The sequence below is a fragment of the Haloarcula amylovorans genome (assembly GCF_004681185.1).
GTDB lineage: Archaea > Halobacteriota > Halobacteria > Halobacteriales > Haloarculaceae > Haloarcula > Haloarcula amylovorans.
The window spans coordinates 930-24,886 of sequence record NZ_SRIF01000005.1 but is presented as its reverse complement, the minus strand read 5'-3'; the positions used below and the strand labels follow the sequence as shown (position 1 = coordinate 24,886).

Sequence of the window (23,957 nt, the reverse complement as noted above, 5' to 3'; positions counted from 1 at the left end):
GCGCGAACATAAAAAGCCGTTACCCCGCTACTCGTTCATCAGGCCGCCTTCTTCGACGCGCATGACGCCTTCACCGTCGGGCAGGTTCGGCGCGTCGACCAGTTTGACGATCCGCTTGTTCCCCTTGGACTTCCGGAGGTACATGCGGAACGTGGAGGTGTGGCCGAGGATGTTGCCACCGATGGGCTGGGTCGGGTCGCCGAAGAACGAATCGGGGTTCGAGGCCACCTGGTTGGTGACGACGACGGCGGTGTTGTTCAGGTCGCCGACGCGCATCAGGTCGTGGAGGTGCTTGTTGAGCTTCTGCTGGCGTTCGGCCAGTTCGCCACGGCCGACGTACTCGGCGCGGAAGTGGGCGGTCAGCGAGTCGACGGCGAGCAGTCGCACGGGGAACTCCTCGTCCTGGGTCTCGCTGGCGATCTCCTGGGCCTTCTCGGCGAGGAGAATCTGGTGGTTGGAGTTGAACGCCTTGGCGACGTGGATCTTGTCCAGCACCGACTCCAGGAGGTCGTCTAGCAGGGCCTCGTTGGTGGGGTCGGCCTCGCCCTCCTCGGCGACGCCGTGGAGTTCCATCATGTCGGCGAGTACCTCGTCGTCCTGGCCCTTGAGCATCTGCTCAATACGCTCGGGGCGGAAGGTGTCCTCGGAGTCGATGAAGATGGTACTCCCTTCCAGGCCACCGTGTTCGGCGGGCAGTTGGACATTGACGGCCAACTGGTGCGTTACCTGGGACTTCCCGGCCCCGAACTCGCCGTACACTTCGGTGATGGACTGGGTCTCGACGCCGCCGCCGAGCAGTTCGTCGACCTCGTCGACGCCCCACGAGAGCTTGCCGATCTGCTCGCGGCGTTCGAGAACGGTGGCCCCGGTCTCGAATCCGCCGATGTCGGCGGCGTCGCGGGCGGCGTTGATGATGTCGGCAGCTGAAGACTCACCGATGTCGGCCGTGTTCGACAGTTCGCCAGGGGAGGCGACGGCGATTCCCTGATAGGAGTCGAAGCCGTTCTCTTTGAGTTTCTCTGCTGTGGCCGGGCCGACGCCCGGGAGGTCCTCTAGGTCTTCACTTGCGGACATGGACGTGGATTACGCCCGGTGGCATATAAACCCCCGTTAACACCGTAGTGAAAGTGAAACTGCGGGGCTGCGGCGGGGTAGATTGGTCGGGTATCGGGACATTTAGGAGTGAAGGCGCGAGATGCGGGGCGGAATCAGGTCTGGAGGATATCGCTCAGAAACGACCGCTCCCGATGTAGACGAGCGAGAGCCCGCCGACGATAATCAGCGCGCTGGCCGCGAGCGGCGAGAGCGAGAGGGCACCCTGTCCGAACTCGCCGGCCAGAAACAGCGCGAGAGCGATGGTCGACGCGATGGGATGGGCCGCCAGTGACTGGACGAATACCCGCGCCGACCAGTAGAGGCGATCCAGCGACGCGCGCATGGTGGCCGTCGCCGAGCGGTTGCCGTCGGGGTTCTCGGCCGGTTCGAACGCCGAGCGGTCGGCGGTCGGAACGCGGTAGAGTTCGCCCGTGTCCACCCGCCGGTCGTCGGCGTCGGCCACGCGCAAGAGCGTCACCCCGTCCCCGTCGGTGCCGACGACGCGATAGATACCGCTTGGATACTCGCCCGCCGCCGGTCGGAGATGGGCGTAGACCGACGGCGTGTCGTCGGCCGGTGTATCGTCGGACATCTACTCCCAGGGGTGCTCGCCGGGGCGGTCGGGCCAGAGGGGATACCAGAACTCCTTGTCCCCCTCGACGGTTAGTTCCCCGTCTAAGTTGCTCTCAAGTTTGAACTCCGCAGTCGTGTCCCGTTCGTGATCTCGGTCGGGGTCGGGCGCGAACGGGTAGTACGCTCCCCGGCGGAAGGAGTACACCCAGTAGACCAGTTGCCCGCTTCGTTCGTCTTCGAAGCCAAAGAGTGCAGCGAGCAGCCGAGAGCCGTACCGTCGCTCGATGAGCGTGTCGGCCGCGAAGTGAATCGAGGTCACCAGGTCTTCGAAGTCGTCGTCGTGGAGGACGACCCACTGATAGCCGTGGCTGTCCCGCGTGAACTCGGCGTTCGTTCCGGTCTCTGCCTCCCCCGCGTCGAGGATGGTCTCCACTTCGTCTTTCGCGTCCTGGAAGTCCGTACTGTCCACGTCGCCAAAACAGAGGGCGGCGTCGCCGGTCGGCGCGTAGCCGAGGTCGGCCTCCATCGTGATGTACGCCGTCGACATGCCGAAGAGGTCCTCCGGGTCGGCGTCCCGGGTCGCGTCGGCCTCGGCTTTCACGCCGAGGACGCTCTTGAGTCCGTCCAGCAGTCCCATATACCGGCACAATGCGGGCCGTGGGTAAGGTCGTTTTCGTCCGTCCGTGGGAGACGGACGACGGGGCGGACTATTCGAGGTCGAAGCGGTCGTGGGTCATCACTTTGTGCCAAGCGTCCACGAAGTCCTGCACGAACTTCTCTTCCCCATCGTCGCTGCCGTAGACCTCTGCAACGGCTCGGAGCCGAGCGTTCGACCCGAAGACGAGGTCGAAGCGAGTCCCCTTCTGGACGACCTCGCCCGTGTCGCGGTCGTACCCCTCGAACACGTACTCGTCCTCGTCGGCCGACTCCCACTCCGTGTCCATGCTGAGCAGGTTCACGAAGAAGTCGTTGGTCAGCGTTCCCGGCCGGTCGGTGAAGACGCCGAGGTCCGACCCGTCGTAGTTCGCGTCGAGCGCCCGCATTCCGCCGACGAGAACCGTCATCTCGGGAACCGTCAGGTCGAGGAGTTCCGCCTTATCGACCAGTAGCTCTTCGGCCCGTTCGTCAGCCTCGTCGGAACGGTAGTTCCGGAACCCGTCTGCGTCCGGTTTGAGCGCCTCGAAGGACTCGACGTCGGTCTGTTCCTGCGAGGCGTCCGTGCGGCCCGGTTCGAACGGAACGTCGACGTCGTACCCAGCGTCTGCCGCCGCCTGCTCGACAGCGACGTTGCCGCCGAGGACGATGAGGTCGGCGAGCGAGACTTTCGTCCCGTCAGAACGCGAGCTATTGAACGCTTCTCGTATCTCTTCGAAGGTGTCGAGTACGGTCGTCAGCTCCTCCGGGTTGTTCACCTCCCAGTCCCGCTGCGGCCGGAGGCGGATCCGAGCGCCGTTGGCACCGCCGCGCTTGTCGCTGTCGCGGTACGTCGACGCCGACGCCCAGGCGGTCCGGACCAGCTGGGGGACGGAGAGTTCCGAGTCGCGTATCTCCGCTTTCAGTTCGTCGACTTCCGCCTCACCGACGATGCCGTAGTCGGCGTCGGGAATCGGGTCCTGCCACAGCATCTCCTCGTCGGGAACCTCCGGGCCGAGGAGCCGGGACGGCGGCCCCATATCGCGGTGAATCAGCTTGTACCAGGCCTTCGCGAAGGCTTGCTGGAACTTACGGGGGTCCTCCTGGAAGCTCTCTAAGACCTCCCGGTAGTCCTCGTCTCGCTTCAGGGCGACGTCCGTCGTCAGCATCATGGGATCTACCATCTCCGACGAGTCGTGGGCGTCCGGAACGGTGCCCTTCAGGTCCTCGTCTACCGGCCGCCACTGCCACGCGCCGCCGGGGCCCTTGTGAGGCTCCCACTCGTGGTCGAGCAGGTTGTCGACGTATCCCATGTCCCACTGAATCGGCGCGCTGCTCCACGGCCCCTCTATCCCACCGGTGATCGTATCTTGCCCGCGACCGGATTCGAAGTCGCTATCCCAGCCGAGTCCTTGGTTCTCGATCTCGGCAGCGGCGGGCTCGGGACCGAGATACTCGGGGTCGTCGGCACCGTGGACCTTCCCGAAGGTGTGTCCGCCGGCGATGAGCGCGACCGTCTCCTCGTCGTTCATCGCCATGTGGCTGAAGGACTCGCGAATGTTCTTCGCCGACCCCTCCAGGTCGGGTTCGCCGTTCGGTCCCTCGGGGTTCACGTAGATGAGGCCCATCACGGTGTTGCCGAGCGGATTTCTGAGGGCACCGTCCTCGTCGAAGCGTTCGGGGGAGGATGACTCCATCTCGTCTTCGGGCCCCCAGTCGACGGCCTCGTCGGGCATGTACTCGTCCTCGCGCCCGCCGCCGAAGCCGAACGTCTCGAACCCCATAGACTCCAGGGCGACGTTGCCCGTCAGGACCAACAGGTCGGCCCACGAGAGCTTCTTCCCGTACTTCTGCTTGACGGGCCAGAGCAGTCGGCGTGCCTTATCGAGGTTCGCGTTGTCGGGCCAACTGTCGAGGGGAGGGAGACGCTGCCCGGCGCGGCTCGCGCCGCCACGACCGTCGGCGACCCGGTACGTACCGGCGCTGTGCCACGCCATCCGAATCATCAGCGGTCCGTAGTGGCCGTAGTCGGCCGGCCACCACTCCTGGGACGTCGTCAGGACGTCCTCGATGTCCGCTTTCACCTGCTCGAAGTCGAGTTTCTCGAACTCCTCGGCGTAGTCGAACTCCTCGTCCATTGGATCCCCGGGACGTGTGTTGTTGTCGAGGATCTCCAAGTTCAACTGATCCGGCCACCAGTCTTGATTAGACCTGGTCATCAGCAGGGAGTTATCTCTTTCGCAAGTTAAAATTGACTATTTCGGAAACGAAGTTTCGCTGCATCGTAAGCAATCTACCGGGTTTATAAATGTCGATTGCCAGAAATCGTGTTTTCGCTTCGAGGTCAGATAAAGTGACCGAACAATCTCGTCCGGTGATAGTATCTATAGATGTAGTTACAGCCGTTCCGTATCGCCGCCAACCGGCGATTTCGGGTATTCGAGCACCGAGACGATGGCATCTCGGCGAGTCGAGCCAACGACAAGCGGCGAGCTGTCAGAAAGCGGTGATATCTGTGTTCAGCGACTCTCCAGGTTCCGCTCTAAATCCCGAAGCCGTTCGATGCGTTTCTCGGTGGTCGGGTGCGTGCGGAACAGCTTTCCGATCCAGCCGACGCTGATAGGGACGATGAAGAAGGCGTTCATCTCCGACTGGCCGCGCAGGTCGTCTTTCGGGACCTTCTCCATGCCGCTGTCGATCTTCATCAGCGCCGACGCCAGCGCCGAGGGACGGCCGGTGATGGCCGCGCCGCCGCGGTCGGCGGCGAACTCGCGGTAGCGACTGAGCGCGCGGATGAGGAGGAACGAGACAATCCACACGACGAGCGAGGCGAGGATGGCGACGATGACCGGGGCCTGTTGCTGGCCGCCGCGGTCGCGGCCGCCGCTGAACAGCCATCCCCAGCGGACGATGAGGAAGGCAATGGTCGAGAGGAACGAGGCGATGGTCATCACCATCACGTCACGGTTCTTGACGTGGGCAAGTTCGTGGGCGACGACGCCTTCGAGTTCGTCCTCGTCGAGCATGTTCAGCAGCCCCGTCGTCACACAGACGGCGGCGCTCTTCTGGGAGCGGCCGGTGGCGAAGGCGTTCGGGGTACGCGAGTCGGCGACGGCTACCTTCGGTTTCGGCAGGTCGGCCTGCTGGGAGAGGCGCTCGACCATCCGGTGGAGTTCGGGATACTCGTTCGGTTCGACCTCGCGTGCGCCCATCGAGTACAACGCGAGTTTGTCGCTGAAGAAGAACTGTGCGCCCAGGAACAGCGCCATCACGATGACGACAGGGAACAGTCGGTTGCCGAAGAAGAGGACGACGAAACCGAGGAACGCGATGTACAGTGCGAACAGCAGGAACATGGTCACTGCCATCCGGCCGCGCAGTCCCCAGTCGGTTTGCCACTGCATGGGCGGAGATAGCGGGCGGAGACGGTAAAAGGTCGCTATCGTGTTCTCGAATCACACACGGACGAGAGCGGAAGGAGACGCCGCCGAGGCTTTGTGCCGTCGGCGAGAACGACGGTCATGACCGAGACAGTTCTCGTCACCGGCGGTCGCGGCCGCTCCGGACGCTGGATCTGCGACCACCTCGCGGGCGAGTACCACGTCGTCTGCGTCGATTTGGACCACCCCGGCTGGGAAGTGCCCGAACGCGAGCACGTCGAGTTCAAGGCCGTCGACGTGACCGACGGGGCCGAAGTCCGCGACCTGCTGAGTGAATACGACCCCGACGCCGTCGTCCACTGGGCGGCGATTCCGGCCCCCGAGCGCCACGCTGGCACGCGCGTCTTCGAGACGAACGTCTCGGCGGCGTACAACGTCCTCGACGCCGCCGGACGCGCCGGTGCGGACATCGTCTGGGCCTCCTCTGAGAGCGCCTACGGACTGGCTTTCGCCGAGGAGACGCCGCTGCCAGCATACCTCCCCATCGACGAGAATCATCCGATGGCCCCCGAAGACCCCTACGGCACGTCGAAGGTGACCGGCGAGGAGATAGCGAAGATGGTCACGCGCCGCGACGGCGTCCCCGTCGCGTCGGTTCGCCCCTCGTGGATTCAGTACCCGGGCAAGTACGCCTGCCGCAATGTGGCCGAGGGCGACCTCGCCGGCGGCGCGGGCAACTGCTGGTCGTACGTCGACATCCGGGACGTGGCGACGCTGGTCGAGGCGGCGCTCGCTGCCGACTTCGACGGTCACGAGGCGTTCCACGCCGCTGCGGCGGAGAACTACGTCGGCCGGCCGACCGCGAAACTGGTCGAAGAGTACTGGGGCGAACTCCCCGAGGAGTGCGAACTCGACGGCGAGCAGTCCGCGCTCTCGACCGCGAAGGCCCGGAGCCTGCTGGAGTGGGCACCCGAATACGACTGGCGCGAGGCCGCCGACGCCGACGTTCCGGAGCCGACCCTCCTCGGAGAGTAGGCCGACGGCGAGCGTCGGAACGCACGACTTAACCGACTGACCGGACTACGGAGCGTACATGAGCCGGTCCGGAGCCTTCTGTCCGCGGTGCGGCGAGGAGATGTCCGAGTCGCCCACGGACCGACCCGAGCTGCCGGGCGCACAGCGGGACTCCGAGCGAGTCCTCTGTGACGCCTGCTACTTCCAGGAGTTCGACCTCGTGGACGCCCCCGAGGAGATTCAGGTACGCGTATGTGCCCAGTGTGGCGCGGTCCACAAGGGGAACCGCTGGGTCGACGTGGGCGCGGAAGATTACACCGATATCGCCGTCGAACAGGTCAGCGAGGCGCTCGGCATCCACGTCGACGCCCAGTCGGTCGCCTGGCAGGTCGCCCCCGAACAGGTCGACAAGAACAACATCCGGATGCACGCCGAGTTCTCCGGCGTCGTCCGCGGGACGCCCGTCACCGAGGAAGTCGTCGTCCCCGTCAGCATCTCCCGGCAGACCTGCGAGCGCTGCGGGAAGATCGCCGGCGGCTCCTTCGCCAGCATCGTGCAGGTGCGCGCCGAGGGCCGCGACCCGACCGACGAGGAGGTCGCACGCGCGAAGACCATCACCGAGGAGTACGTCGCGGCCCGCGAGGCGACGGGCTCTCGCAACGCGTTCATCACCGAGACGAAGGAGTTGGACGAGGGGCTGAACATGAAGATCTCGACGAACAAGCTGGGCCAGGGCGTCGCAAAGCGCATCACGGCCCAACTCGGGGGGTCGTACTCCGACTCGAAGCGTCTCATCACCGAGGACGAGGACGGGCAGAAACTCTACCGGATGTCCTACGCCGTCCGCTTGCCCAAGTATCAGCGAGGCGAAGTCATCGACCCCGAGGACGGCGGCGGCCCCGTGCTGGTGCGTTCGATACAGGGCAACCTCAAGGGGACGCGACTGGTCACCGGCGAGGACTACGAGGCCAGTTTCGAGGAGAGCGAGGCCCCCGACGCCACCCGCCTCGGGTTCCGCGAGGACGGCGAGCCGACGACGCTCGTCGCCGTCGAAGACGAGAACGCCGTCCAGGTGTTAGACCCGGACACCTTCGAGAGCAAGACGGTCCCCCGGCCGGAGTACCTCGACACCGACGCTGACGAGGTGCCCGTCATCAAGAGTCGGGCGGGCCTGCACGTCCTACCCGAGGACGACGAGAGCGAGGACGAGGCGTGACGGCGGAGATCTATCATGAGTGACGACGCTGACGGTCCCGCAGACGCCGACCAGCGGCTAGCCGTCGTGGTAGCGAACCCTCGAACGCAGACCGTCATCGACGCCCTGCAAGCGGAGGGCGTCTACGACGCCGACCGAAGCGTCCAGTCGTGGGGCGAGCAGAGCGTCGCGATCCCCGTGACCGACCCGCCCCAATCCGTCGACGTTCGGGAAGTCGTCCGGCAGGTCGGCGAGCCTCGCTTGCGGAGTCTAGACGACCACCTCCGCGAGCGCGGGTGGAGCGACGGCGAACTCGATAATGCCCCCTCGTCGTGGGCCGTCGTCGGCAGCGTCGTCCTGGTGAAACTAGGCGACAGCCCCCGACCCGAAGCGGTCGGCGAGGCGCTCCTGGAACTCCACGGCGAGGCCGACACGGTGCTCGCTCGCGGCGGCATCGACGGCGCGCACCGCGAACCCGACGTGACGGTGATCGCTGGCGAAGGCGACACCGAGACGGTCCACACCGAACACGGGACGAAGTACGCGCTCGACCTCGCAGAAGTGATGTTCTCGCCGGGCAACGAAGCCGAGCGCGTTCGGATGGGCGAAGCCGTCGAAGCCGGTGAGCACGTCCTCGACATGTTCGCCGGTATCGGTTACTTCACGCTGCCGATGGCGCGGGCCGGCGCGACCGTCACCGCCATCGAGCGCAACCCGACCGCCTTCCGCTATCTGGTCGAGAACGCGATGCTCAACGACGTGAGCGAGCGCGTGACGCCGTACCGAGCGGATTGTCGGGACGTGATTCGAGAAGGGCTGTCCGAGGGGACGGTAGACCGCGTGGTGATGGGATACTACGAATCACACGAATACCTCGACTCGGCGCTGTCGGCGCTCTCGCCCGGTGGCGTCGTCCACATGCACGAAGCGACCCCCGAGGACCTCGTCTTCGACCGGCCAATCGAGCGTCTCGAAGACGCGGCGGCCGACGCCGGCCGCTCGGTCGAGGTTCTGGACACCCGTCGCGTGAAGGGGTACAGCGAGGGCGTCGCCCACGTCGTCGTGGACGCGCGGGTCGAGTGACGGCCGGGAGCGGGGGCTGTCGAGAGCGAAGGTAAAGGTACTTTGAACCGGCGAGTCTCGAAGACGTATGAGCAAAGCCACTGACTCGGTTCGTCTCGGCGTCGTCGGCCTCGGCTTCATGGGACAGACCCACGCCACGAACGCCCGTGATCTCGGACACGAAATCGTCGCCGGCGCGGACGTCGTCGCCGAGACGCGCGAGGAGTTCGCACGGTCGTACGACGCGGCGACCTACGAGGACTTCGAGGAGATGTATCGCACCGAGTCGCTCGACGCCGTCGCGGTGTCGACGCCGAACTCGTTTCACGAAGCCGCCGTCGTCGCGGCGCTCTCTCACGATTACGATGTCCTCTGTGAGAAACCGCTCGCGGACGACCTAGCGGCCGCAGAGCGGATGGCTACGGCTGCACACGAATCCGAGGGCTTCTGCATGGTGAACTTCCACAACCGCATCATGCCCGCCGTCGAGGTGTTCAAAGGGTATCAAGAGGAAGGACGCTTCGGCGACGTGACGGCAATTCAAGCGAACTACGTCCGCTCCAGGGGTATCCCCGGCGTCGGCTCCTGGTTCACCAACGAGGAGCTGTCCGGCGGCGGTGCCGTCATCGACATCGGCGTCCACGCCATCGACCTGGCGCTGTACCTGATGGGCTTCCCGGCCGTCGAGGAAGTCTCCGCCGTCACCCGGACCGAGTTCGGCAACGAGGACGACTACGTTGACCCTGACGACTGGTACGAAGCGACCGACGAGGCCGTCTTCGACGTCGAGGACTCGGCGACCGCGATGATTCGCTGTGCCGACGACCGGACGATCACGCTGGAGGTCGCGTGGGCCGCGAACCAGGCGGAGACGAGGGAGTTCGTCGTCCGCGGGACCGACGCCGGTGCCAAGCTCGAACTCGGCGGCGAGGAACTGGCGCTGTTCGACGCCGGTCGGCAGGGGACCGACCACCTCGTCGAGTCGCAGGTCGTCGACGCGTCGCTCGACCACACCGGCTGGGCCGGGAGCGACAAACTGTTCCTCGACGCTGTGGTGCGTGGACAGGCACCCGAACACAACACCATCGACCAAGCGCTGACGGTCCAACGCGTCATCGACGCCATCTATCGGTCGGGCGAGTCGGGGACGGTCGCCGTGGTCGGCGAAGATGACGCCGCCGGCTCCGGCGATCGGACCGAGTGAGGCCGTGCAGCCGCTTTGAATCGGCCATTGCTCTCTCGACCTCGTCATCGGCTACGCCGCGACGAACGCTTTCGGAGTACGTGCCGAAACGCGACCCGCACGTACCCCAAACTATTCACTACCTATCCGAGTTCTATCAGGTATGCGCCGCCGACAGTTCCTCGCCGCCCTCTCCGTCGCCGTCGTTGCCCCCTTCGCCGGCTGTTCGGACCCGCGCGGATCCATCCGGCTGACCGACGTGAGCGACGAGACGGCCCTCGCCGAACAGTGGACACGCCCCGCCGACTCCCTCCGCGAATCGTCCCGCGAGTTGGCAGCCGGTGCCGTCGACGGCGACGACGCGCGGGCGACCGCCTCGGACACGAGTCCGCCGCTCGAACTCTCTCGACCGGTTCGATACGAAGGTGCGTACTACGACATCGGCTACGAGACGATGAACGAGCGCGAAGAGACCAGTTACGACGTCGTCGTGACGTTCAACCCTGACCCCGCGCCCGAGACAACCGTCACCTTCGCCGACCTCCCGGCCGTCGACCGCGAAGTCCTCGACGACCTGCTGGAGTCGCACTGGGACCGCACTGACGAGACGAACACTCGGTTGGGAACGCCGGCGGTCTACACCGACGCCGAGGCCGCCGAATCGGTCGTCGTCCCCGAGCCGGAGTACGACGGCGTCACGCGGGGTGACCAGACAGTCGGCATCGGCGTCGACGGCACCCGGCAGGTGACCGTCGCCGACTACCGGTACCGCGCCGAACCGCTGGCCGAGGACGACGCCGGCATCGCGGCGCTGGCCCGCGAGCGCTATCGCTTCGAGTTCGCCGACCTGACCCCCGAACAGCGCTCGATTCTGGACGAGGCGAAAGGCGGCGAAGCCCGCTCTGAAGACCCACCGTCACAGGCATTCACCGGTCTCGTGGAGAAATTCCGGACTCACGACGGCCTCGACGTCGACGAGTACGGCGGGACGTGGCTGCTGGGCTACGACGGGCGCGACTGGTGGGCGAGCGTTCGGAACCCACGGGCGACGCCGACGGCCGAGTGACTGGCAGCGGCACCGAACTCGGAGAGTACCGCGAGAAGCGCACTCACAACACCGCTCCGGACTGCAACGCGGCGACCAGTAGCGTCACGGTCAGCACGCTGGCGAGCGTCGTCAGCAGCACCGTTGCACTCACGAACTCGCTGGGAGCCAGCTGCTCGGTGTCGTCGCTGAACGCGCCGACGAGGATGAGCGTCGTCACGCCCGTCGGCGTCGCGAGCAGGAGGACGACCACCCGGGCGACGGTCGGGTTCGAGAAGCCCACGAGCAGGGCAGTTCCGGTGGCGACGACCGGAGCCAGCAGGAGCCGGAGGCCGCTCGCGGTGCCGACCGGCCGCACCGCGTCGGTGCCGTCGACGCTCGACAGCTGGATACCGAGGATGAGCAACATCACCGGGATCGAGGCGTTGCCGAGCAGTTCGAGAGTCTGCATCAGTGTCGAGGATTCCGCCGGGACGACACCGAGCCAGCGGACCGCCAGCGCAACGACGACCGCGTACACCAGCGGCACGCCGAACACCTGCCGCATGTCCGCGAGTGGGTCGTCGCCACTCCCTCGGGCCGCGACGTAGATGCCGAGCGTGTACAGCATGACACCTTGGAGCGCCGTTACGAGGACCGCCACGCTCCGCCCCGTCGGGCCGAACGCGAAGTCCGCCAGCGGGATGCCGTAGTTGCCGGTGTTCGGAAAGATAGAGACGAGGACGAACGCGCCCAACAGTGGTTCGGAGTACCCCGAGAGGCGACCGATGAGTTCGGCGACGACCAACATCGCCGCGGTAAAGGCGAAGACGGTGAGGACGACCTGAACGATGGTCCCGCCGCCCAACGCCGACGTCGTCAGGCTGTGAACGACGAGCGCCGGCGCAAGGACGTAAACCGTGACGGTGTTGAGCGCGTCCGGGTCGACGCCCTCGTACCGCCCGAGAAAGAAGCCGACGGCCGCCACGCCGACGACAGGCAGGATAGCGGAGGCGAAGATACTCAGCAGTGACACGGGAGAGCCTCGCCTGGGGAACGGCAGAATACTTTCGACTTCGACCCACCGCGGGGGGATCTAACAGAGGTCGTACCGCGCGATCTCCGTCGACCCACACTGGTGGCAGACGTCCGAATGCTGGGGCATCTTCATACCACACATACGGCACTCGTAGACGATACACGACCGCGCGCCCTGCAGAACGCTCTGCAACATCCCTATCACTGACATCTCTTCCTCCGGTCCCGCCGTTCGGTGACCGATACGACCGAGCGACCGACGGGATGGTAAAAAGCGTAGTTGCTAGTTACCAGCTTTTCGTCGTCAATTCATCGAGTTTGCAGTCGTTTTTGCCCCAATAGCAGACAGTTCACAGCCAGATATCTCGGAGAGAGCATCGGCGGTCCGGCTCCACACGGGAGAACGCGGCGGGAGCCACTACCGACTGCCGGTGTCGACGCGCGGGTCGATGACACCGTAGGAGAGGTCCTGTGCGACGTTTCCGAGGACGCCAGCGGTGATGATGAGGAGGGTCCCCCCGAGCAACACTGGCAAGTCCCGCTCCTGCACGGAGCGAAACAGCAAGAGCCCGAACCCCTCGATACCGAACAACACCTCGACGACGAACACAGCGAGTACCAGTAACGCGAGCACCTCGGTGAACACCATCGAGAAGATGGGAATGGCCGCGTTGCGCAGGATGTGCGCGCCGACGCGTCGCTTCGACGCGCCCTTCGCGGTCACGAGGCGGACGAACTCCGCCGACGCGTACTCGACGGAGTACGCTCGGGCGTAGCTGACGACCCCGCCGAGCACCGTCGTCGCGGTCAGCAGGACGGGCAGGACGTAGCCGAAGAGAAGCGGCGGCCGGGTGATGACGCCGCCGCCGGCGAGCGAGACGAGGAGACCGCCGACCCAGAAGTTCGGTATCGCGAAGAGCGTGTACGCCGTTCCGAGACTGTACTCCGCGAGGCGGCTTTCGGGTTCGAGTGCGACGTACAGGCCCAGCGAGACGCCGACGGTGACGGCGACGACCAGCGCCGGGAGGACGTACGTCGCCGTCCGCGCCACCGCCCCGACGACAAGCGGGAACACCGGTTCGCCAACGCGGAACGACGTGCCCCACTCCAGTGTGAGCATGTTGCCGAGCCAGTCGACGTACTGCGCCCAGAGCGGGCGGTCGAATCCGCGCGCGGCGAGATACTGTTCTGATACTCGCTCGATTTGCCGTTCCTCCGCCCCCTGCCACTTGAGGCCGGCCAGTTGCTGTTCGAGTACCCAGTCTTCGGTCAGCGTAAAGAGCGCGAACACCGCCGTCAGCACCGTCCACGCGGAGAACAGCCCCAACAGCGCGCGCCACGCGACGACGCGGAGAACCCTCACGCGGACCACTCCCGAAACGGCTCCGTCAGCGGGCCGGCCCCTCGGCGGGACGATACGGTGACACACGGGGAGGGCATCAGATACGTGTTGGGCGCTACCACGACAAAAACCCGGCGGCGAAGCGGAGCGTGCAGAACAGTTACATTTATGACGCTCCGTGGGTCGGTTTGGCATGCCCTCCATGGACGAGTCGGACGAGCGGCCGCGATTTCAGCGCGTCGAGTGGGCGGAGATAGCGCCGCGTCGCCGTCGAGCGACGCCTGAACGGGTCACGTTCGCGCTCGGCGTCACGGTTCTCCTCACCCTCGTTTTGTACGACACCTACGTCGCCCACGTCTATCTCGTCGGGTCCTGGGAGGTGACACCCGTCGACTGGGCGGTCATGCTCGGGGGCATCTGTCTCGCCGCCTACGGTGTCGTCCCGGCGCTTCGACGCCCTCGCTCCACTCGTCGGATTTTCCGGGCGATTCGGGCACAGACTACCCTCCTCGGGAGCGTCGCCACGCTTGGCTTCGTCGCCGTCCTCGGCCTCGTTGCCGCGCCTGTCCTCGGCGAACCGTCGCTCACCTTCAACTACGCGTATCAGCCGCCAGTCGGCTTCACGGTCCAGATATACAACACGGGCTGTCTCGGCGAGGTGCTACAGGGGCCGGGCATCACGCGCTATTGTCGGGGGTCGCTGTACTACCCGCTCGGGACGAACTACCGGGGACAGCCACTCGACTACCTGCTCATCTCGGGCGCTCGCACCGCCGTCTACGTCGTCGCGTTCACGGCCGCGTTCATCGTCCCGCTGGCCACTGCCGTCGGCGTCGCCGCCGGCCTGCGCGGGGGTCGCGTAGACGACTTCCTGATGGCCTACGTCGACGTGCAGGTCAGCGTGCCCGCCCTGTTTCTGTACTTCGTCGGCTACATGTACTTCGGCCCCTCGCTCCTGTTATTGCTCGCCACCTTCGGCCTGCTGAGTTGGGGCGGTATCGCCCGGCTCGTCCGGAGCGAGGTGCTCCAGTGCCGCGAGGACGGCTACGTCCGCCTCGCTCGGAGCCTCGGAGCGTCCGACCGGTATCTCGCCACCAGACACGTCCTCCCGAACGTCACGAACACGCTCGTCCCGGCAGTGTTCCACCTCTTTGCCATCCTCGTCGTCGCCGAGGCCGGCGTCGCCTTCCTCGGGTTCAGCGACATCGAGCGCCACTCGTGGGGGTCGACCATCGCCGAGGGCCTCTCGACCGACCCGATGTACCCCCACGAGGTCTGGTGGGTCTCGACGGTACCCGCGTTGGCGCTCGCGGCCACCGTCGTCGCGTTCAAACTCGCCGGTGACGGCCTCCGAGACGCTTTCGACCCCCGAACGGAGAACTGACACATGCCTCCCGACCACTCCTCACGAATTGCCGAGTCCGACGTTGCCAGCTTCCTATCCACGTCCGACGACGCCGCGCCGTTACTCGACGTCACGGACCTCCGGACGCACATCCACACTGACCACGGACCCGTCAGAGCCGTCGACGGCGTGAGCTTCACCGTCGACCGCGGCGAAGCCGTCTGTCTCGTCGGCGAGTCCGGCAGCGGCAAGAGCGTCACCTGCGAGTCGTTGACCGGTATCGTCCCCAGTCCGCCCGCAGAGATGGTCGGCGGTAGCGTTTCCTTCGAAGGAACCTCCCTTCACGACGGCGACACCGACCTGCGGGCGGTCCGCGGCGACCGGATCGGGCACGTCTTCCAGAACCCCCAACACGCCCTCGACCCGGTATACACCGTCGGTGAACAACTTGCCGAGGCGGTCACCGTCCACCGCGATGTGAGCGACGAAGCGGCCCGCGACCGAGCTGTCGAGCTGCTCGGACGGGTCGGCATCCCGAACCCCGCCGAACGGGTCAAGGACTACCCACACGAGTTCTCCGGCGGGATGCGCCAGCGGGTCGCCCTCGCCATCGCGTTGGCAGCCGACCCGGAGCTGCTGGTCGCCGACGAACCGACGACAGCCGTCGACGTCACCGTGCAGGCCCGCTTACTGGCGCTTCTGAGAGACTTACTCGCCAACGGGGTGGGGCTGCTACTCGTGACCCACGACCTGCGGGTCGTCGCCGAACTCGCCGACCGCGTCCTCGTGATGTTCGGCGGCACCATCGTCGAGCGCGGTCCCGTCGAAGCCGTCTTCGAGCGGCCCGCTCACCCCTACACGCAGGCGCTGTTCGACAGTTACGACGGGTTCGCTCGGCGGCCCGACCGCCCCGCACGCGACGACGTGCCCGAAGACGGCTGTCGGTTCCGAGCGGAGTGCCCTCACGCCATCGAAGCGTGCTCGGGGCCGAATCAACCACCCGAGTACGCCGTCGCCGGCGACGAGGACCACACCGCCTCCTGTGTCTACTACGCCGAAGACCGACCGGCGGACGACCTGCTGGCCGACGCTCGCGCGGCTAGCCCGACCGAAGCCGAGGGTGACGATGACTGACGCCCCGCTTCTCGAAGTCGAGAGCCTCGAAAAGCACTACCCTATCACGGAGGGACTGCTCCGTCGGGAGGTCGGCCGCGTGCGGGCCGTCGACGGCGTGAACTTCACCGTCGGCCGCGGCGAGACGGTCGGCCTCGTCGGCGAGTCGGGCAGCGGCAAGACGACGACGGCCCACGCCATTCTCGGCTTAGAGACGCCGACCGGTGGCGAGGTCAGGTTCGAGGGGGCTCCCGTGAGCGACCTCTCAGGGGCCGACGAGAGCGCGTTTCGCCGTCGCGTCCAACTCGTCGTCCAAGACCCCAACGAGGCGTTCAACCCGCGGCTGCCGGTCGGGGAGGCCGTCGCCGAACCGCTCGCACTCCACGGAATGGCCGACGCCGAGCGTCGGCAGGCCATCGTCACGGATTTGCTCGAACACGTCGGCCTGTCGGCGGCCGACGCCGACCGCTACCCACACGAGTTCTCCGGTGGGGAGAAACAGCGCCTCGCCATCGCCCGCGCCCTCGTCGTCGACCCGGACCTCGTCGTCGCCGACGAACCGACGAGCGCGCTGGACACCCGCGTCGAGTCCGAGATTTTGGGCTTGCTCGCGGACATCCGCCGGCAGTTCGACGTCGCGGTGCTGTTCATCAGCCACGACATCGACGTCGTCCGGCGCTTCTGTGACCGCGTGGCGGTGATGTACCTCGGCGAGATCGTCGAACGGGGACCGACCGACCGCGTGCTGACCGCGCCCGCCCACCCCTACACCCGCCTCTTGCTCGATACCGTTCCCTCGCTCGACCCGACCGACCGGGGACTGGCGGAACCGCTGACCGACACCGTCCCCGACCCCGCCGACCCGCCCGCAGGCTGCCGATTTCATCCGCGCTGTCCCGCGGTGATTCAGCCCGACAGCGTCTCGTTGCCCGAGGCGACGTGGCGCGCCGTCGCCGCGTTCCGGTTCACGCTGCAAGCGGGCACCCTCCCGCCCGCGGCCGCCGACGCGACCGACGCCGGGGCAGTCAGAGACGTCTTCGACGTGCCGAACGAGGTTCCGGACGAGACGGTCGAACGCGCCGTCGCGGACGCCGCCGCGTCGGTGGCCGACGGGAATCTGACTCGCGCGAGCGAGCGCCTCGCCGACGCGCTCCCGACCATCTGCGAGCGCGAGACGCCCGAGACGACAGACGTCGGAGGCTGTTCGGTGCAGTGTCATCGCTACAACCCCGAGCGGGCGGGCGAACCGCTCGTCGATTCCGACGGACTCGACTGATGCCGTCTGGCCGGCAGCCCGGTCCGGGCCGACGAGTCGTCTCGCGAGAAGACGTGGTTGCCAGGAGTCCGAGTGTGAATACCAGTTGTCCAGTTCTACCTCTGTCTTCGGGTCAGTCACGGATAGTTCATCCATAGATCATCTCGAACGGCTACCCGGGGTCGTTAACGATTGAACAACATATATTACGTTGCCCCGTGAATTATTACGTGTGAGCACAGATGGCTCCGTCTAACGACCGGCCTCTGCAGACGCCTCTCGATGCCGAGTCGCTCGATAGCGCAGCGACGCGGCCACCGCCCGACGATCTATTTCGGGCACTCGCCAACACCAAGCGTCGCCAGTTGCTCGCGTTGCTGGCGGCCCAAGAGACGATCGCGCTCGACGACCTGACGGACATCCTCGTTGGAATGGCGACCACGACCGACGGTCCGGCCGGGCCGGACGAGTGGGCGCAGGTGAAAATAGAACTCGTTCACGCGCATCTCCCGCTCTTGACGGAGGCCAGTCTCGTCGACTACGACGAGGACAGCGGCGAAGTTCGTCTCACGTCGCTCCCTGATGCTGTCTACGGTCTCTTCGAGTTCGCAGACGAGTACGAACGCGCCGTCGAGAACCAGCAGTGACTCCCACAGAGACCGGGGTGACGACGCTCGGCGGGATTCTCGCGGAGGTCGCTCGACGACGGAAGTCCGTCGTCGTCTACGCGCCCGACCGGGCCGAGCGGGACCTCGCGGAGACGCTCGCGACGCGAAACGTGACTGTCGAACACCGGACGCTCCCGACTATCGGCGACGACGCGTTCGTCGTGGTCCGCGACGACGGTCGCTTTCGGGGCGCAATCTCGCTCGCCGACCTCCTCGTATTCCTCGCGCCACCCATCGAACGACCTGCAGACCTCGATTCGGCCGACCTCGAATACCGCGCTATCTTCGAGCTGCTGGACGAGACGCTGTTCGTTGCGCTGAACCGCCGACAGCTGCTGGCGACGTCCCGAGAGTTCGAGGACCGCGCGTGGCGAACCGGTCGTGGCCGCCTCCACGTCGGCTTTCAATCGCCGGACGCCTTCGCCGCCCAAGCCGACCTCTATCGCCAGTTGGCGACCGCGACCGACATCGACGTCCACGTTTACGTCGATTCGGCCGTCGCTGCCGACCACCTCGACGACGCGCCGTTGACGATCCACGTCGGACCGTCGGACGAAATCGGTCGCTACTGGTTCATCCTCTTCGAGGACGGCGGCAACGGGACGCAAAACTGCGGTCTCGTGGCCGAGGAGACCGCTCCGGGCCAGTATCGTGGTATCTGGACGTACGACCAGGAACTAATCGCCCGGGCGTTCGCGGCTATCGAGTAAGTGAACCTGCACACCGGGCGCAGAGTTTACGTATTATTATCATAAAATAGACACCACTACCAAAACCCATATCGTCGGTTTACTGGCAAGAGGTGGCTGGTATCTCGGTGAAAGAACTTACTCGGTTCAGAAGTAACATATTTCGTAGAGTATTTATCGTAGCGGTGAGTGGGTACAGGTGGCAGGTCGTCGGGCCGATACGTGTGACCGGTCATCCCACCCACCCACGACCGGTCCCGTAGTCCATGCCGAACGGAGTCTACAGCCATTTCCCCGGCCGACCCGTCCCCTGCCGTCGTCAGTCAGCGGATACGTGACTGCCCTCGTGTCCGGGGGCATCACGTGCACCAATCCCCCATTCGGCACCGCGCTACCCACCTGGCGCGGTGCCACACTGCCACAACGTTTCGAGCGACGCGGCTACCGAGCGACGATCGGCGAGCAGTAGCCGAGGCGTTTATATCGCCTCGTGATAATCACGGGGTGTGACTGAGAGAATATCGACGGCGAACGACCCGGTCACCGGGACCGACGACCGCGAACTCATCGTCGGCGGTGACCGGCCGCTTCGCATCTCGGCGGGACACCGACTCATGCACCACGAGGGGAAGTGCTCGCGGCCGCACGGACACAACTACGAGGTGACGGTACACATCACCGGTCAACTCACCGACGAAGGCTGGATCGTCGACAAGGGCGTCGTCACCGACGTTATCGACGCGTGGGACCACCGATTCCTCCTAGAGACGGGCGATCCACTCGTCGAGGCGTTCGAGGAGAGCGGCGACGGTGAGAGCGTCGTCGTCCTCGATCACCCACCGACGGCCGAGGTGATGGCCGCGGTGCTGGAACGGCGGTTGACCGATCGGCTTCCGGACACCGTCTCGGATGTCGGCGTCACCGTTCGGGAGACCAACGAACTCTGCACTCGCTGATGCCCGTCGCCGACGACACCGACGCGCTCGGCGAGACTGTCGAACGACGCGGCGAGGGACGCGAGGGCGGTGGCGAAGACGACAGTCTCCCCATCAACGAGCTGTTCTGCTCGCTACAGGGAGAGGGGCAACTGGCCGGCGTCCCGTCCGTATTCGTCCGCACGAGCGGCTGTAACCTCCGCTGTTGGTTCTGTGACTCCTATCACACGTCCTGGGAACCGACCGGCGATTGGTACGGCGTCGCGGACCTCGTGGCGGCCATCGGCGAGTTCGACGCCGACCACGTCGTGCTGACCGGCGGCGAACCGTTGATCCACGACGCGAGCGTCGATCTTCTCGAAGCGCTCGCCGACCGGGGATACCACACCACCGTCGAGACCAACGGTACCATCTACCGCGATGCCCCCATCGACCTCGCCAGCGTGAGCCCGAAACTCGCATCGAGCACGCCGACCGACGAGCGCGACCCGAAAGGCGACGGCGAGTGGGCGGACCGACACGAACAGCGGCGACTCGACGTCGAAACGCTCGCCCAACTGCTCGAACGCTACGAGACGCAACTGAAGTTCGTCGTCACCGGTCCCGACGACATGGACGAGGTCGAGACGCTTGTTTCGCGCGTGCGAGCGGGGACCGACGCCACCCTGCCCGACGATCGAGTGTTGCTGATGCCCGAAGGCCAGACGCGCGAGCAGTTGAACGAGACCCGCGAAGTCGTCGCGGAGTTGGCGATCGAGTTCGGCTACCGCTACACGCCGCGGCTTCACGTCGACCTCTGGAACGACGCGCCGGGCACCTGAACACTGCACCGAAACCGACGATCGAGACACCGAAATCATCATGACCCACGACGACCGCGCTGTCGTGCTCGCTTCCGGCGGCATGGACAGCGCCACGGCGGCCTACGAAGCACAGTCACGCGGATACGACGACCTGTATCTGTTGCACACCAGCTACGGCCAGAACACCGAACAGCGTGAGTACGACTGCGCTCGCGCCCTCGCTGACCACGTCGACGCGGCGGATTTCTGTCACGTCGAGACGAGTCACCTCCAGCAGATCGGCGGCTCGTCGCTGACCGACGACGACATGAGCGTCGCCGAGGCCGACACCGACAGCGAGGAGATTCCGAGTTCCTACGTCCCCTTCCGGAACGCGAATCTCCTCTCGATGGCCGTCTCCTACGCAGAGACCAACGACTGCGCGGCGGTGTTTATCGGCGCACACAGCGAGGACTTCTCGGGGTATCCGGACTGCCGACCGGCCTTCTTCGAGGCGTTCCAGCGGGTGATCGACGTGGGGACCAAACCCGAGACGAACGTCGAACTGACCGCACCGTTCGTCGAGTGGTCGAAGACGGATATCGCCAAGCGAGGGCTCGAACTGGGCGTCCCCTACGACGAGACGTGGAGTTGCTACCGGAGCGACGAACCGGCCTGTGGCACCTGCGACGCCTGCGCGTTCAGACTCGAAGCGTTTCAGCGACTCGGCGAACGTGACCCAATCGAGTACGAAGAGCGACCCGAATACGCCGGCTGATATCCTACTTGTCGCTCCCGTCGGCTGCGAGACCGTCCAGCACGTACTCGGCGGAGGTGCGGGTCGTCGCCATCGGCACGTCGTGAACGTCACAGATACGGAGCAGGGCGGAGATGTCCGGTTCGTGTGGCTGTGCGGTCAGCGGGTCTCGGAGGAAAACGATCGCGTCCATCCGGTCGTCGGCGACCTCCGCCCCGATCTGGGTGTCACCGCCGAGTGGCCCGCTCTGTTTGCGCTCGATGTCGAGGGCCGTCTCCTCCATGATGCGCTTGCCGGTGGTGCCCGTCCCGACGAGGTCGAACGCCGAGAGGACGTCCTCGTACTCCCGCACGAGGTCGATCATCTCCGGTTTCTCGTCGTCGTGGGCGATGAGCGCGACGCGTGTCATATCTCGGACAAGGTCGGCACCGGCCAAAGATATGTGGGTTCTCTCACGCCACAGTGACCTCGCCGTTGGCCGTGACGGTCACGTCGTGGCCCGCTACGTCGAAAGTGATTGTCTCCCTGTCGCCGTCGCCGAGGACGGCCCGGAGTTCGTCGGCATCGACGTACGTCTCGATGGCGTCGATCTCGTCCACCGTGCGGTCCGTCGCGTCCACGACGGCGTCGGTAATCACGTCGTCTGCAGGTTCGGGACTGACCCATTCGTCGCCGCCTTCGTCGGCGGTGCGGCCCCGTATCATGTACACTGTCCCCTCGTCCGAATTCATACCGTTCCTATTCCCTCGAACGATATAACGGGATGTGGGTGGTTTCAGAACGTGAAATAGCCCGAAAGCGCGTCTCTCCACCGGGAGAGTAGCCAGTCAAGGGCGGTGTGAGCGGACGGCAGGTCGGTGCGGGGACGCGAGCGTGTTGCCGACGAGCGTCCCCGTTCCTCGTCGGAGACGTTCGGACGCGGCCTGACTAGAGATATCGAGTCGCGCTGCGAGGTCTGAGAGGGAGGCGTCCCGCGGGACCGTGAAGTAGCCCGACTCCGACGCGAGCAACAGCACCTCTCGCTGGGGGGCAGTTACACCGAAGTTGGAAGACGGCTCGTCGTCGTCCGTGAGGACGCTTTGGAAGTCCACGGTCACGCCGTCTGCGACGATGTCTTCGCGAAAGGAGATGACGGCGCTCCGGTCGGAGAACCGCGCTCGGACCGTCCACCCCTCATCGGCCCGGTCGGCGTGGATCAACATCCCGTCGGCCGACAACAGCGCGCGCCCGACGGTCAGCAACGCCGCGTCCGTCGCCTCGACGACGAACCAGTGACCGCCAGCCTCCGCACCGACGTGGGTCATCGTCTGTACGCAGTCCTCGTCTGCTATCGCCGCTTCGACCTCGCGCCGGTCTGACTCACCGACCCAGACGACGAGTCGGCATCGTCGCTCACGCGCGTGGAGACGCTGTATCGAGACGCCGCCGTACGCTGCCTCGCCGATCCGCCGGAGACACGCCGACTTCACGTGAAACTCAGCTATCATGTGTTTGGGTGGGTCTGGCGTCGGCATAAAATGCTGGCAGACGGCTGTCCGACGCGAAAACGGTGCCGAAGGGGGCCGAATCTAGGGCTGTCAGAGGCACAGATCGGTTGACGCCCCCGAAACACCAGTTGGTACTACTCAGTGGTATTACTTAAATATGCACCTCCCGTGTCACAAGTTCGCACTCAGCGGGGTCTCCGGGACGCGTTCGAGTGAAAGACGGGAGCGCTTAGTCCAAATTCTCCCGCTGATAGCTCCCTTCGTAAGTCCCCTCGTGAGCGGCCTCTGCAAGGACGAGTTGCGCGATGCGCGCGCCCGTTTCGAGTTCGATCGGGTGATGCACTTCGAGAAGTCCCTCGCCGCGGCCCTCGTAGCCGGCGTCCCACACCGCCGTATCGAGCATACAGGAGTTGCGAAGCAGCGACGACCGGGGATAGAGAAAGCCGATGTGTCCCTCCGGGATAACCACGCGGTCGGCGTACTCGACGACGTATCCGCCCCGGTCGAGCGCGTAGACGCCGTCTTCCTGGTCGACTTCTCGGCGCTCGCCCACTGTCTTCCCTCCCTTCTCGATGCGACCGGGTTCAACCTGTTCGTACACCGCTCCGAGTGTGAGGTCGACGCCGTTTGGTTGCACCTGTCCGTCGCGCACGTCACCGAGTCTGTCGGCGACGAACTGCCCGCTCTTGAACATAGTGGCGGCTCTGACCGCCACCGCGAAAACGCTACTGTTCGACCGGCGGGAACCGGAACCGGGCGCGGGTATCGTTCGATGAAAAATAGGGTGGAATACGCGGGATTTATACGCGCGGACCGTCGATTGTCGGACGTTATGGGACAGACGCTCACGGAAAAGATTCTCGACGAACACCTCGTCGAAGGGGAACTGACTCCCGGAGAGGAGATCGGTATCGAGATCGACCAGGTGCTCACACAGGACACGACCGGCACGCTCGTCTGGCTGCAGTTCGAGGCGCTCGGCCTCGAAGAGGTCCAGACGGAACTGGCCGCCCAGTACTGTGACCACCAGACCTACCAGTTCGACTTCAAGAACACCGACGACCACCGCTTCCTGCGCTCGGCCGCCGGTACGTTCGGTGCGCACTTCTCGCGCCCCGGCAATGGTATCTGTCACAACGTCCACAAGGAGAACTTCGCCGCGCCCGGCAAGACAATGCTCGGCTCGGACTCCCACACGCCGACCCCCGGCGGCCTAGGCGAACTCGCCATCGGCTCCGGTGGCCTCGACGTCGCCGTCGCGATGGGTGGCGGCGCGTACTACATCGAGATGCCCGAGGTCGTCAACGTCCGTCTCGAAGGCGAACTGCCCGACTGGGCCACCGCCAAGGACGTCATCCTCGAACTGCTCCGCCGTCTCTCCGTCAAG

25 protein-coding genes are annotated in these 23,957 nt (G+C 65.6%); 14 read left to right on the top strand and 11 right to left on the bottom strand.

What is annotated here, in order from left to right; translation table 11 throughout:
- Positions 1–27: 27 nt before the first annotated feature.
- From radA to htpX, 5 genes are all read right to left on the bottom strand, one after another.
- Positions 28–1,074 (bottom strand): DNA repair and recombination protein RadA, encoded by a 1,047-nt coding sequence (radA, locus tag E4S61_RS17510; RefSeq protein ID WP_135305241.1) that lies wholly within the window; start codon positions 1,072–1,074, stop codon positions 28–30.
- A 154-nt stretch (positions 1,075–1,228) separates the two neighbouring features.
- Positions 1,229–1,687: a hypothetical protein gene (locus E4S61_RS17505; protein ID WP_209309547.1), complete on the bottom strand. Its 459-nt coding sequence runs from the start codon at positions 1,685–1,687 to the stop codon at positions 1,229–1,231.
- The gene (gene pspAB / locus E4S61_RS17500; protein ID WP_135305240.1) at positions 1,688–2,305 is read right to left on the bottom strand and encodes a PspA-associated protein PspAB; all 618 of its coding nucleotides are present in this window, start codon (positions 2,303–2,305) and stop codon (positions 1,688–1,690) included.
- A 70-nt stretch (positions 2,306–2,375) separates the two neighbouring features.
- Positions 2,376–4,553, bottom strand: a complete 2,178-nt coding sequence (gene katG / locus E4S61_RS17495; RefSeq protein ID WP_280663817.1) for a catalase/peroxidase HPI — start codon at positions 4,551–4,553, stop codon at positions 2,376–2,378.
- A 267-nt stretch (positions 4,554–4,820) separates the two neighbouring features.
- Positions 4,821–5,705: a zinc metalloprotease HtpX gene (gene htpX / locus E4S61_RS17490; RefSeq protein WP_135305238.1), complete on the bottom strand. Its 885-nt coding sequence runs from the start codon at positions 5,703–5,705 to the stop codon at positions 4,821–4,823.
- Positions 5,706–5,822: 117 nt separating this feature from the next.
- Between htpX and E4S61_RS17485 the strand changes: the two genes are divergently transcribed.
- The 5 genes from E4S61_RS17485 to E4S61_RS17465 all read left to right on the top strand — a co-directional run bounded on the left by E4S61_RS17485 (position 5,823) and on the right by E4S61_RS17465 (position 11,201).
- Entirely contained in the window at positions 5,823–6,716 is an 894-nt protein-coding gene (locus E4S61_RS17485; protein ID WP_135305237.1) for an NAD-dependent epimerase/dehydratase family protein, read from the top strand.
- A 58-nt stretch (positions 6,717–6,774) separates the two neighbouring features.
- The gene (locus tag E4S61_RS17480) at positions 6,775–7,911 is read left to right on the top strand and encodes a 60S ribosomal export protein NMD3 (RefSeq protein WP_135305236.1); all 1,137 of its coding nucleotides are present in this window, start codon (positions 6,775–6,777) and stop codon (positions 7,909–7,911) included.
- A gap of 15 nt (positions 7,912–7,926) precedes the next feature.
- Positions 7,927–8,973, top strand: coding sequence for a class I SAM-dependent methyltransferase (locus E4S61_RS17475; RefSeq protein WP_135305235.1), 1,047 nt, complete (start codon positions 7,927–7,929; stop codon positions 8,971–8,973).
- Positions 8,974–9,040: 67 nt separating this feature from the next.
- Positions 9,041–10,156, top strand: a complete 1,116-nt coding sequence (locus E4S61_RS17470) for a Gfo/Idh/MocA family protein (protein ID WP_135305234.1) — start codon at positions 9,041–9,043, stop codon at positions 10,154–10,156.
- 142 nt (positions 10,157–10,298) lie between these two features.
- On the top strand, positions 10,299–11,201 hold the full coding sequence (locus tag E4S61_RS17465; protein ID WP_135305233.1) for a hypothetical protein: 903 nt from the start codon (positions 10,299–10,301) through the stop codon (positions 11,199–11,201).
- Positions 11,202–11,244: 43 nt separating this feature from the next.
- Here the strand turns inward: E4S61_RS17465 and E4S61_RS17460 are convergent, their stop codons facing one another.
- Positions 11,245–12,195 carry an AEC family transporter gene (locus E4S61_RS17460; protein WP_135305232.1) on the bottom strand — a complete coding sequence of 317 codons (951 nt, stop codon included), beginning with the start codon at positions 12,193–12,195 and terminating at the stop codon, positions 11,245–11,247.
- Positions 12,196–12,615: 420 nt separating this feature from the next.
- Positions 12,616–13,560 carry an ABC transporter permease gene (locus tag E4S61_RS17455; protein ID WP_135305231.1) on the bottom strand — a complete coding sequence of 315 codons (945 nt, stop codon included), beginning with the start codon at positions 13,558–13,560 and terminating at the stop codon, positions 12,616–12,618.
- A gap of 172 nt (positions 13,561–13,732) precedes the next feature.
- On the opposite strand from E4S61_RS17455, the gene E4S61_RS17450 reads away from it, so the two are divergent.
- The 8 genes from E4S61_RS17450 (at position 13,733) to queC (ending at position 21,104) form a co-directional block, all read left to right on the top strand.
- Positions 13,733–14,923: an ABC transporter permease gene (locus E4S61_RS17450; protein WP_245180818.1), complete on the top strand. Its 1,191-nt coding sequence runs from the start codon at positions 13,733–13,735 to the stop codon at positions 14,921–14,923.
- Between the two features lie 3 nt (positions 14,924–14,926).
- The gene (locus tag E4S61_RS17445) at positions 14,927–16,018 is read left to right on the top strand and encodes an ABC transporter ATP-binding protein (protein ID WP_135305230.1); all 1,092 of its coding nucleotides are present in this window, start codon (positions 14,927–14,929) and stop codon (positions 16,016–16,018) included.
- A complete protein-coding gene (locus E4S61_RS17440) occupies positions 16,011–17,273 on the top strand; it encodes an ABC transporter ATP-binding protein (protein WP_135305229.1) in 1,263 nt (420 codons plus the stop codon). The genes E4S61_RS17445 and E4S61_RS17440 overlap by 8 nt, the downstream gene beginning before the upstream one ends.
- 221 nt (positions 17,274–17,494) lie before the next feature.
- Complete coding sequence (locus E4S61_RS17435) at positions 17,495–17,899, top strand: ArsR/SmtB family transcription factor (protein ID WP_135305228.1); 405 nt, start codon at positions 17,495–17,497, stop codon at positions 17,897–17,899.
- Positions 17,896–18,630: a DICT sensory domain-containing protein gene (locus E4S61_RS17430; protein WP_135305227.1), complete on the top strand. Its 735-nt coding sequence runs from the start codon at positions 17,896–17,898 to the stop codon at positions 18,628–18,630. Before E4S61_RS17435 ends, E4S61_RS17430 begins: the two co-directional genes overlap by 4 nt.
- Before the next feature lie 485 nt (positions 18,631–19,115).
- Positions 19,116–19,565, top strand: coding sequence for a 6-pyruvoyl trahydropterin synthase family protein (locus E4S61_RS17425; protein WP_135305226.1), 450 nt, complete (start codon positions 19,116–19,118; stop codon positions 19,563–19,565).
- A complete protein-coding gene (locus E4S61_RS17420) occupies positions 19,565–20,365 on the top strand; it encodes a 7-carboxy-7-deazaguanine synthase QueE (protein WP_135305225.1) in 801 nt (266 codons plus the stop codon). The genes E4S61_RS17425 and E4S61_RS17420 overlap by 1 nt, the downstream gene beginning before the upstream one ends.
- 40 nt (positions 20,366–20,405) lie before the next feature.
- Positions 20,406–21,104, top strand: coding sequence for a 7-cyano-7-deazaguanine synthase QueC (gene queC, locus E4S61_RS17415; RefSeq protein WP_135305224.1), 699 nt, complete (start codon positions 20,406–20,408; stop codon positions 21,102–21,104).
- A 4-nt stretch (positions 21,105–21,108) separates the two neighbouring features.
- On the opposite strand, the gene E4S61_RS17410 is transcribed toward queC, so the two are convergent.
- The 4 genes from E4S61_RS17410 to E4S61_RS17395 form a co-directional block, all read right to left on the bottom strand.
- Entirely contained in the window at positions 21,109–21,492 is a 384-nt protein-coding gene (locus E4S61_RS17410) for a methylglyoxal synthase (protein ID WP_135305223.1), read from the bottom strand.
- A gap of 43 nt (positions 21,493–21,535) precedes the next feature.
- The gene (locus E4S61_RS17405) at positions 21,536–21,814 is read right to left on the bottom strand and encodes a HalOD1 output domain-containing protein (RefSeq protein ID WP_135305222.1); all 279 of its coding nucleotides are present in this window, start codon (positions 21,812–21,814) and stop codon (positions 21,536–21,538) included.
- A 96-nt stretch (positions 21,815–21,910) separates the two neighbouring features.
- Positions 21,911–22,570, bottom strand: coding sequence for a helix-turn-helix domain-containing protein (locus E4S61_RS17400; protein WP_135305221.1), 660 nt, complete (start codon positions 22,568–22,570; stop codon positions 21,911–21,913).
- A gap of 229 nt (positions 22,571–22,799) precedes the next feature.
- Positions 22,800–23,264 carry a deoxyuridine 5'-triphosphate nucleotidohydrolase gene (locus E4S61_RS17395; protein ID WP_135305220.1) on the bottom strand — a complete coding sequence of 155 codons (465 nt, stop codon included), beginning with the start codon at positions 23,262–23,264 and terminating at the stop codon, positions 22,800–22,802.
- Between the two features lie 138 nt (positions 23,265–23,402).
- Here E4S61_RS17395 and E4S61_RS26265 point away from each other — a divergent pair.
- On the top strand, positions 23,403–23,957 hold a 555-nt coding region (locus E4S61_RS26265), incomplete at its 3' end, for an aconitase family protein (protein WP_245180816.1).

Excerpts from the sequence above, each read along its gene's own strand:
- E4S61_RS17400 (WP_135305221.1), bottom strand. The coding sequence starts at position 22,570 with ATGATAGCTGAGTTTCACGTGAAGTCGGCGTGTCTCCGGCGGATCGGC.
- E4S61_RS17445 (WP_135305230.1), top strand. The coding sequence starts at position 14,927 with ATGCCTCCCGACCACTCCTCACGAATTGCCGAGTCCGACGTTGCCAGC.
- E4S61_RS17405 (WP_135305222.1), bottom strand. The coding sequence starts at position 21,814 with ATGAATTCGGACGAGGGGACAGTGTACATGATACGGGGCCGCACCGCC.
- E4S61_RS17485 (WP_135305237.1), top strand. The coding sequence starts at position 5,823 with ATGACCGAGACAGTTCTCGTCACCGGCGGTCGCGGCCGCTCCGGACGC.
- E4S61_RS17450 (WP_245180818.1), top strand. The coding sequence starts at position 13,733 with ATGCCCTCCATGGACGAGTCGGACGAGCGGCCGCGATTTCAGCGCGTC.
- queC (WP_135305224.1), top strand. The coding sequence starts at position 20,406 with ATGACCCACGACGACCGCGCTGTCGTGCTCGCTTCCGGCGGCATGGAC.
- htpX (WP_135305238.1), bottom strand. The coding sequence starts at position 5,705 with ATGCAGTGGCAAACCGACTGGGGACTGCGCGGCCGGATGGCAGTGACC.
- E4S61_RS17410 (WP_135305223.1), bottom strand. The coding sequence starts at position 21,492 with ATGACACGCGTCGCGCTCATCGCCCACGACGACGAGAAACCGGAGATG.
- E4S61_RS17470 (WP_135305234.1), top strand. The coding sequence starts at position 9,041 with ATGAGCAAAGCCACTGACTCGGTTCGTCTCGGCGTCGTCGGCCTCGGC.
- E4S61_RS17440 (WP_135305229.1), top strand. The coding sequence starts at position 16,011 with ATGACTGACGCCCCGCTTCTCGAAGTCGAGAGCCTCGAAAAGCACTAC.
- E4S61_RS17435 (WP_135305228.1), top strand. The coding sequence starts at position 17,495 with ATGGCTCCGTCTAACGACCGGCCTCTGCAGACGCCTCTCGATGCCGAG.
- E4S61_RS17480 (WP_135305236.1), top strand. The coding sequence starts at position 6,775 with ATGAGCCGGTCCGGAGCCTTCTGTCCGCGGTGCGGCGAGGAGATGTCC.
- E4S61_RS17420 (WP_135305225.1), top strand. The coding sequence starts at position 19,565 with ATGCCCGTCGCCGACGACACCGACGCGCTCGGCGAGACTGTCGAACGA.
- pspAB (WP_135305240.1), bottom strand. The coding sequence starts at position 2,305 with ATGGGACTGCTGGACGGACTCAAGAGCGTCCTCGGCGTGAAAGCCGAG.
- E4S61_RS17475 (WP_135305235.1), top strand. The coding sequence starts at position 7,927 with ATGAGTGACGACGCTGACGGTCCCGCAGACGCCGACCAGCGGCTAGCC.
- radA (WP_135305241.1), bottom strand. The coding sequence starts at position 1,074 with ATGTCCGCAAGTGAAGACCTAGAGGACCTCCCGGGCGTCGGCCCGGCC.
- E4S61_RS17505 (WP_209309547.1), bottom strand. The coding sequence starts at position 1,687 with ATGTCCGACGATACACCGGCCGACGACACGCCGTCGGTCTACGCCCAT.
- E4S61_RS17465 (WP_135305233.1), top strand. The coding sequence starts at position 10,299 with ATGCGCCGCCGACAGTTCCTCGCCGCCCTCTCCGTCGCCGTCGTTGCC.
- E4S61_RS17395 (WP_135305220.1), bottom strand. The coding sequence starts at position 23,264 with ATGTTCAAGAGCGGGCAGTTCGTCGCCGACAGACTCGGTGACGTGCGC.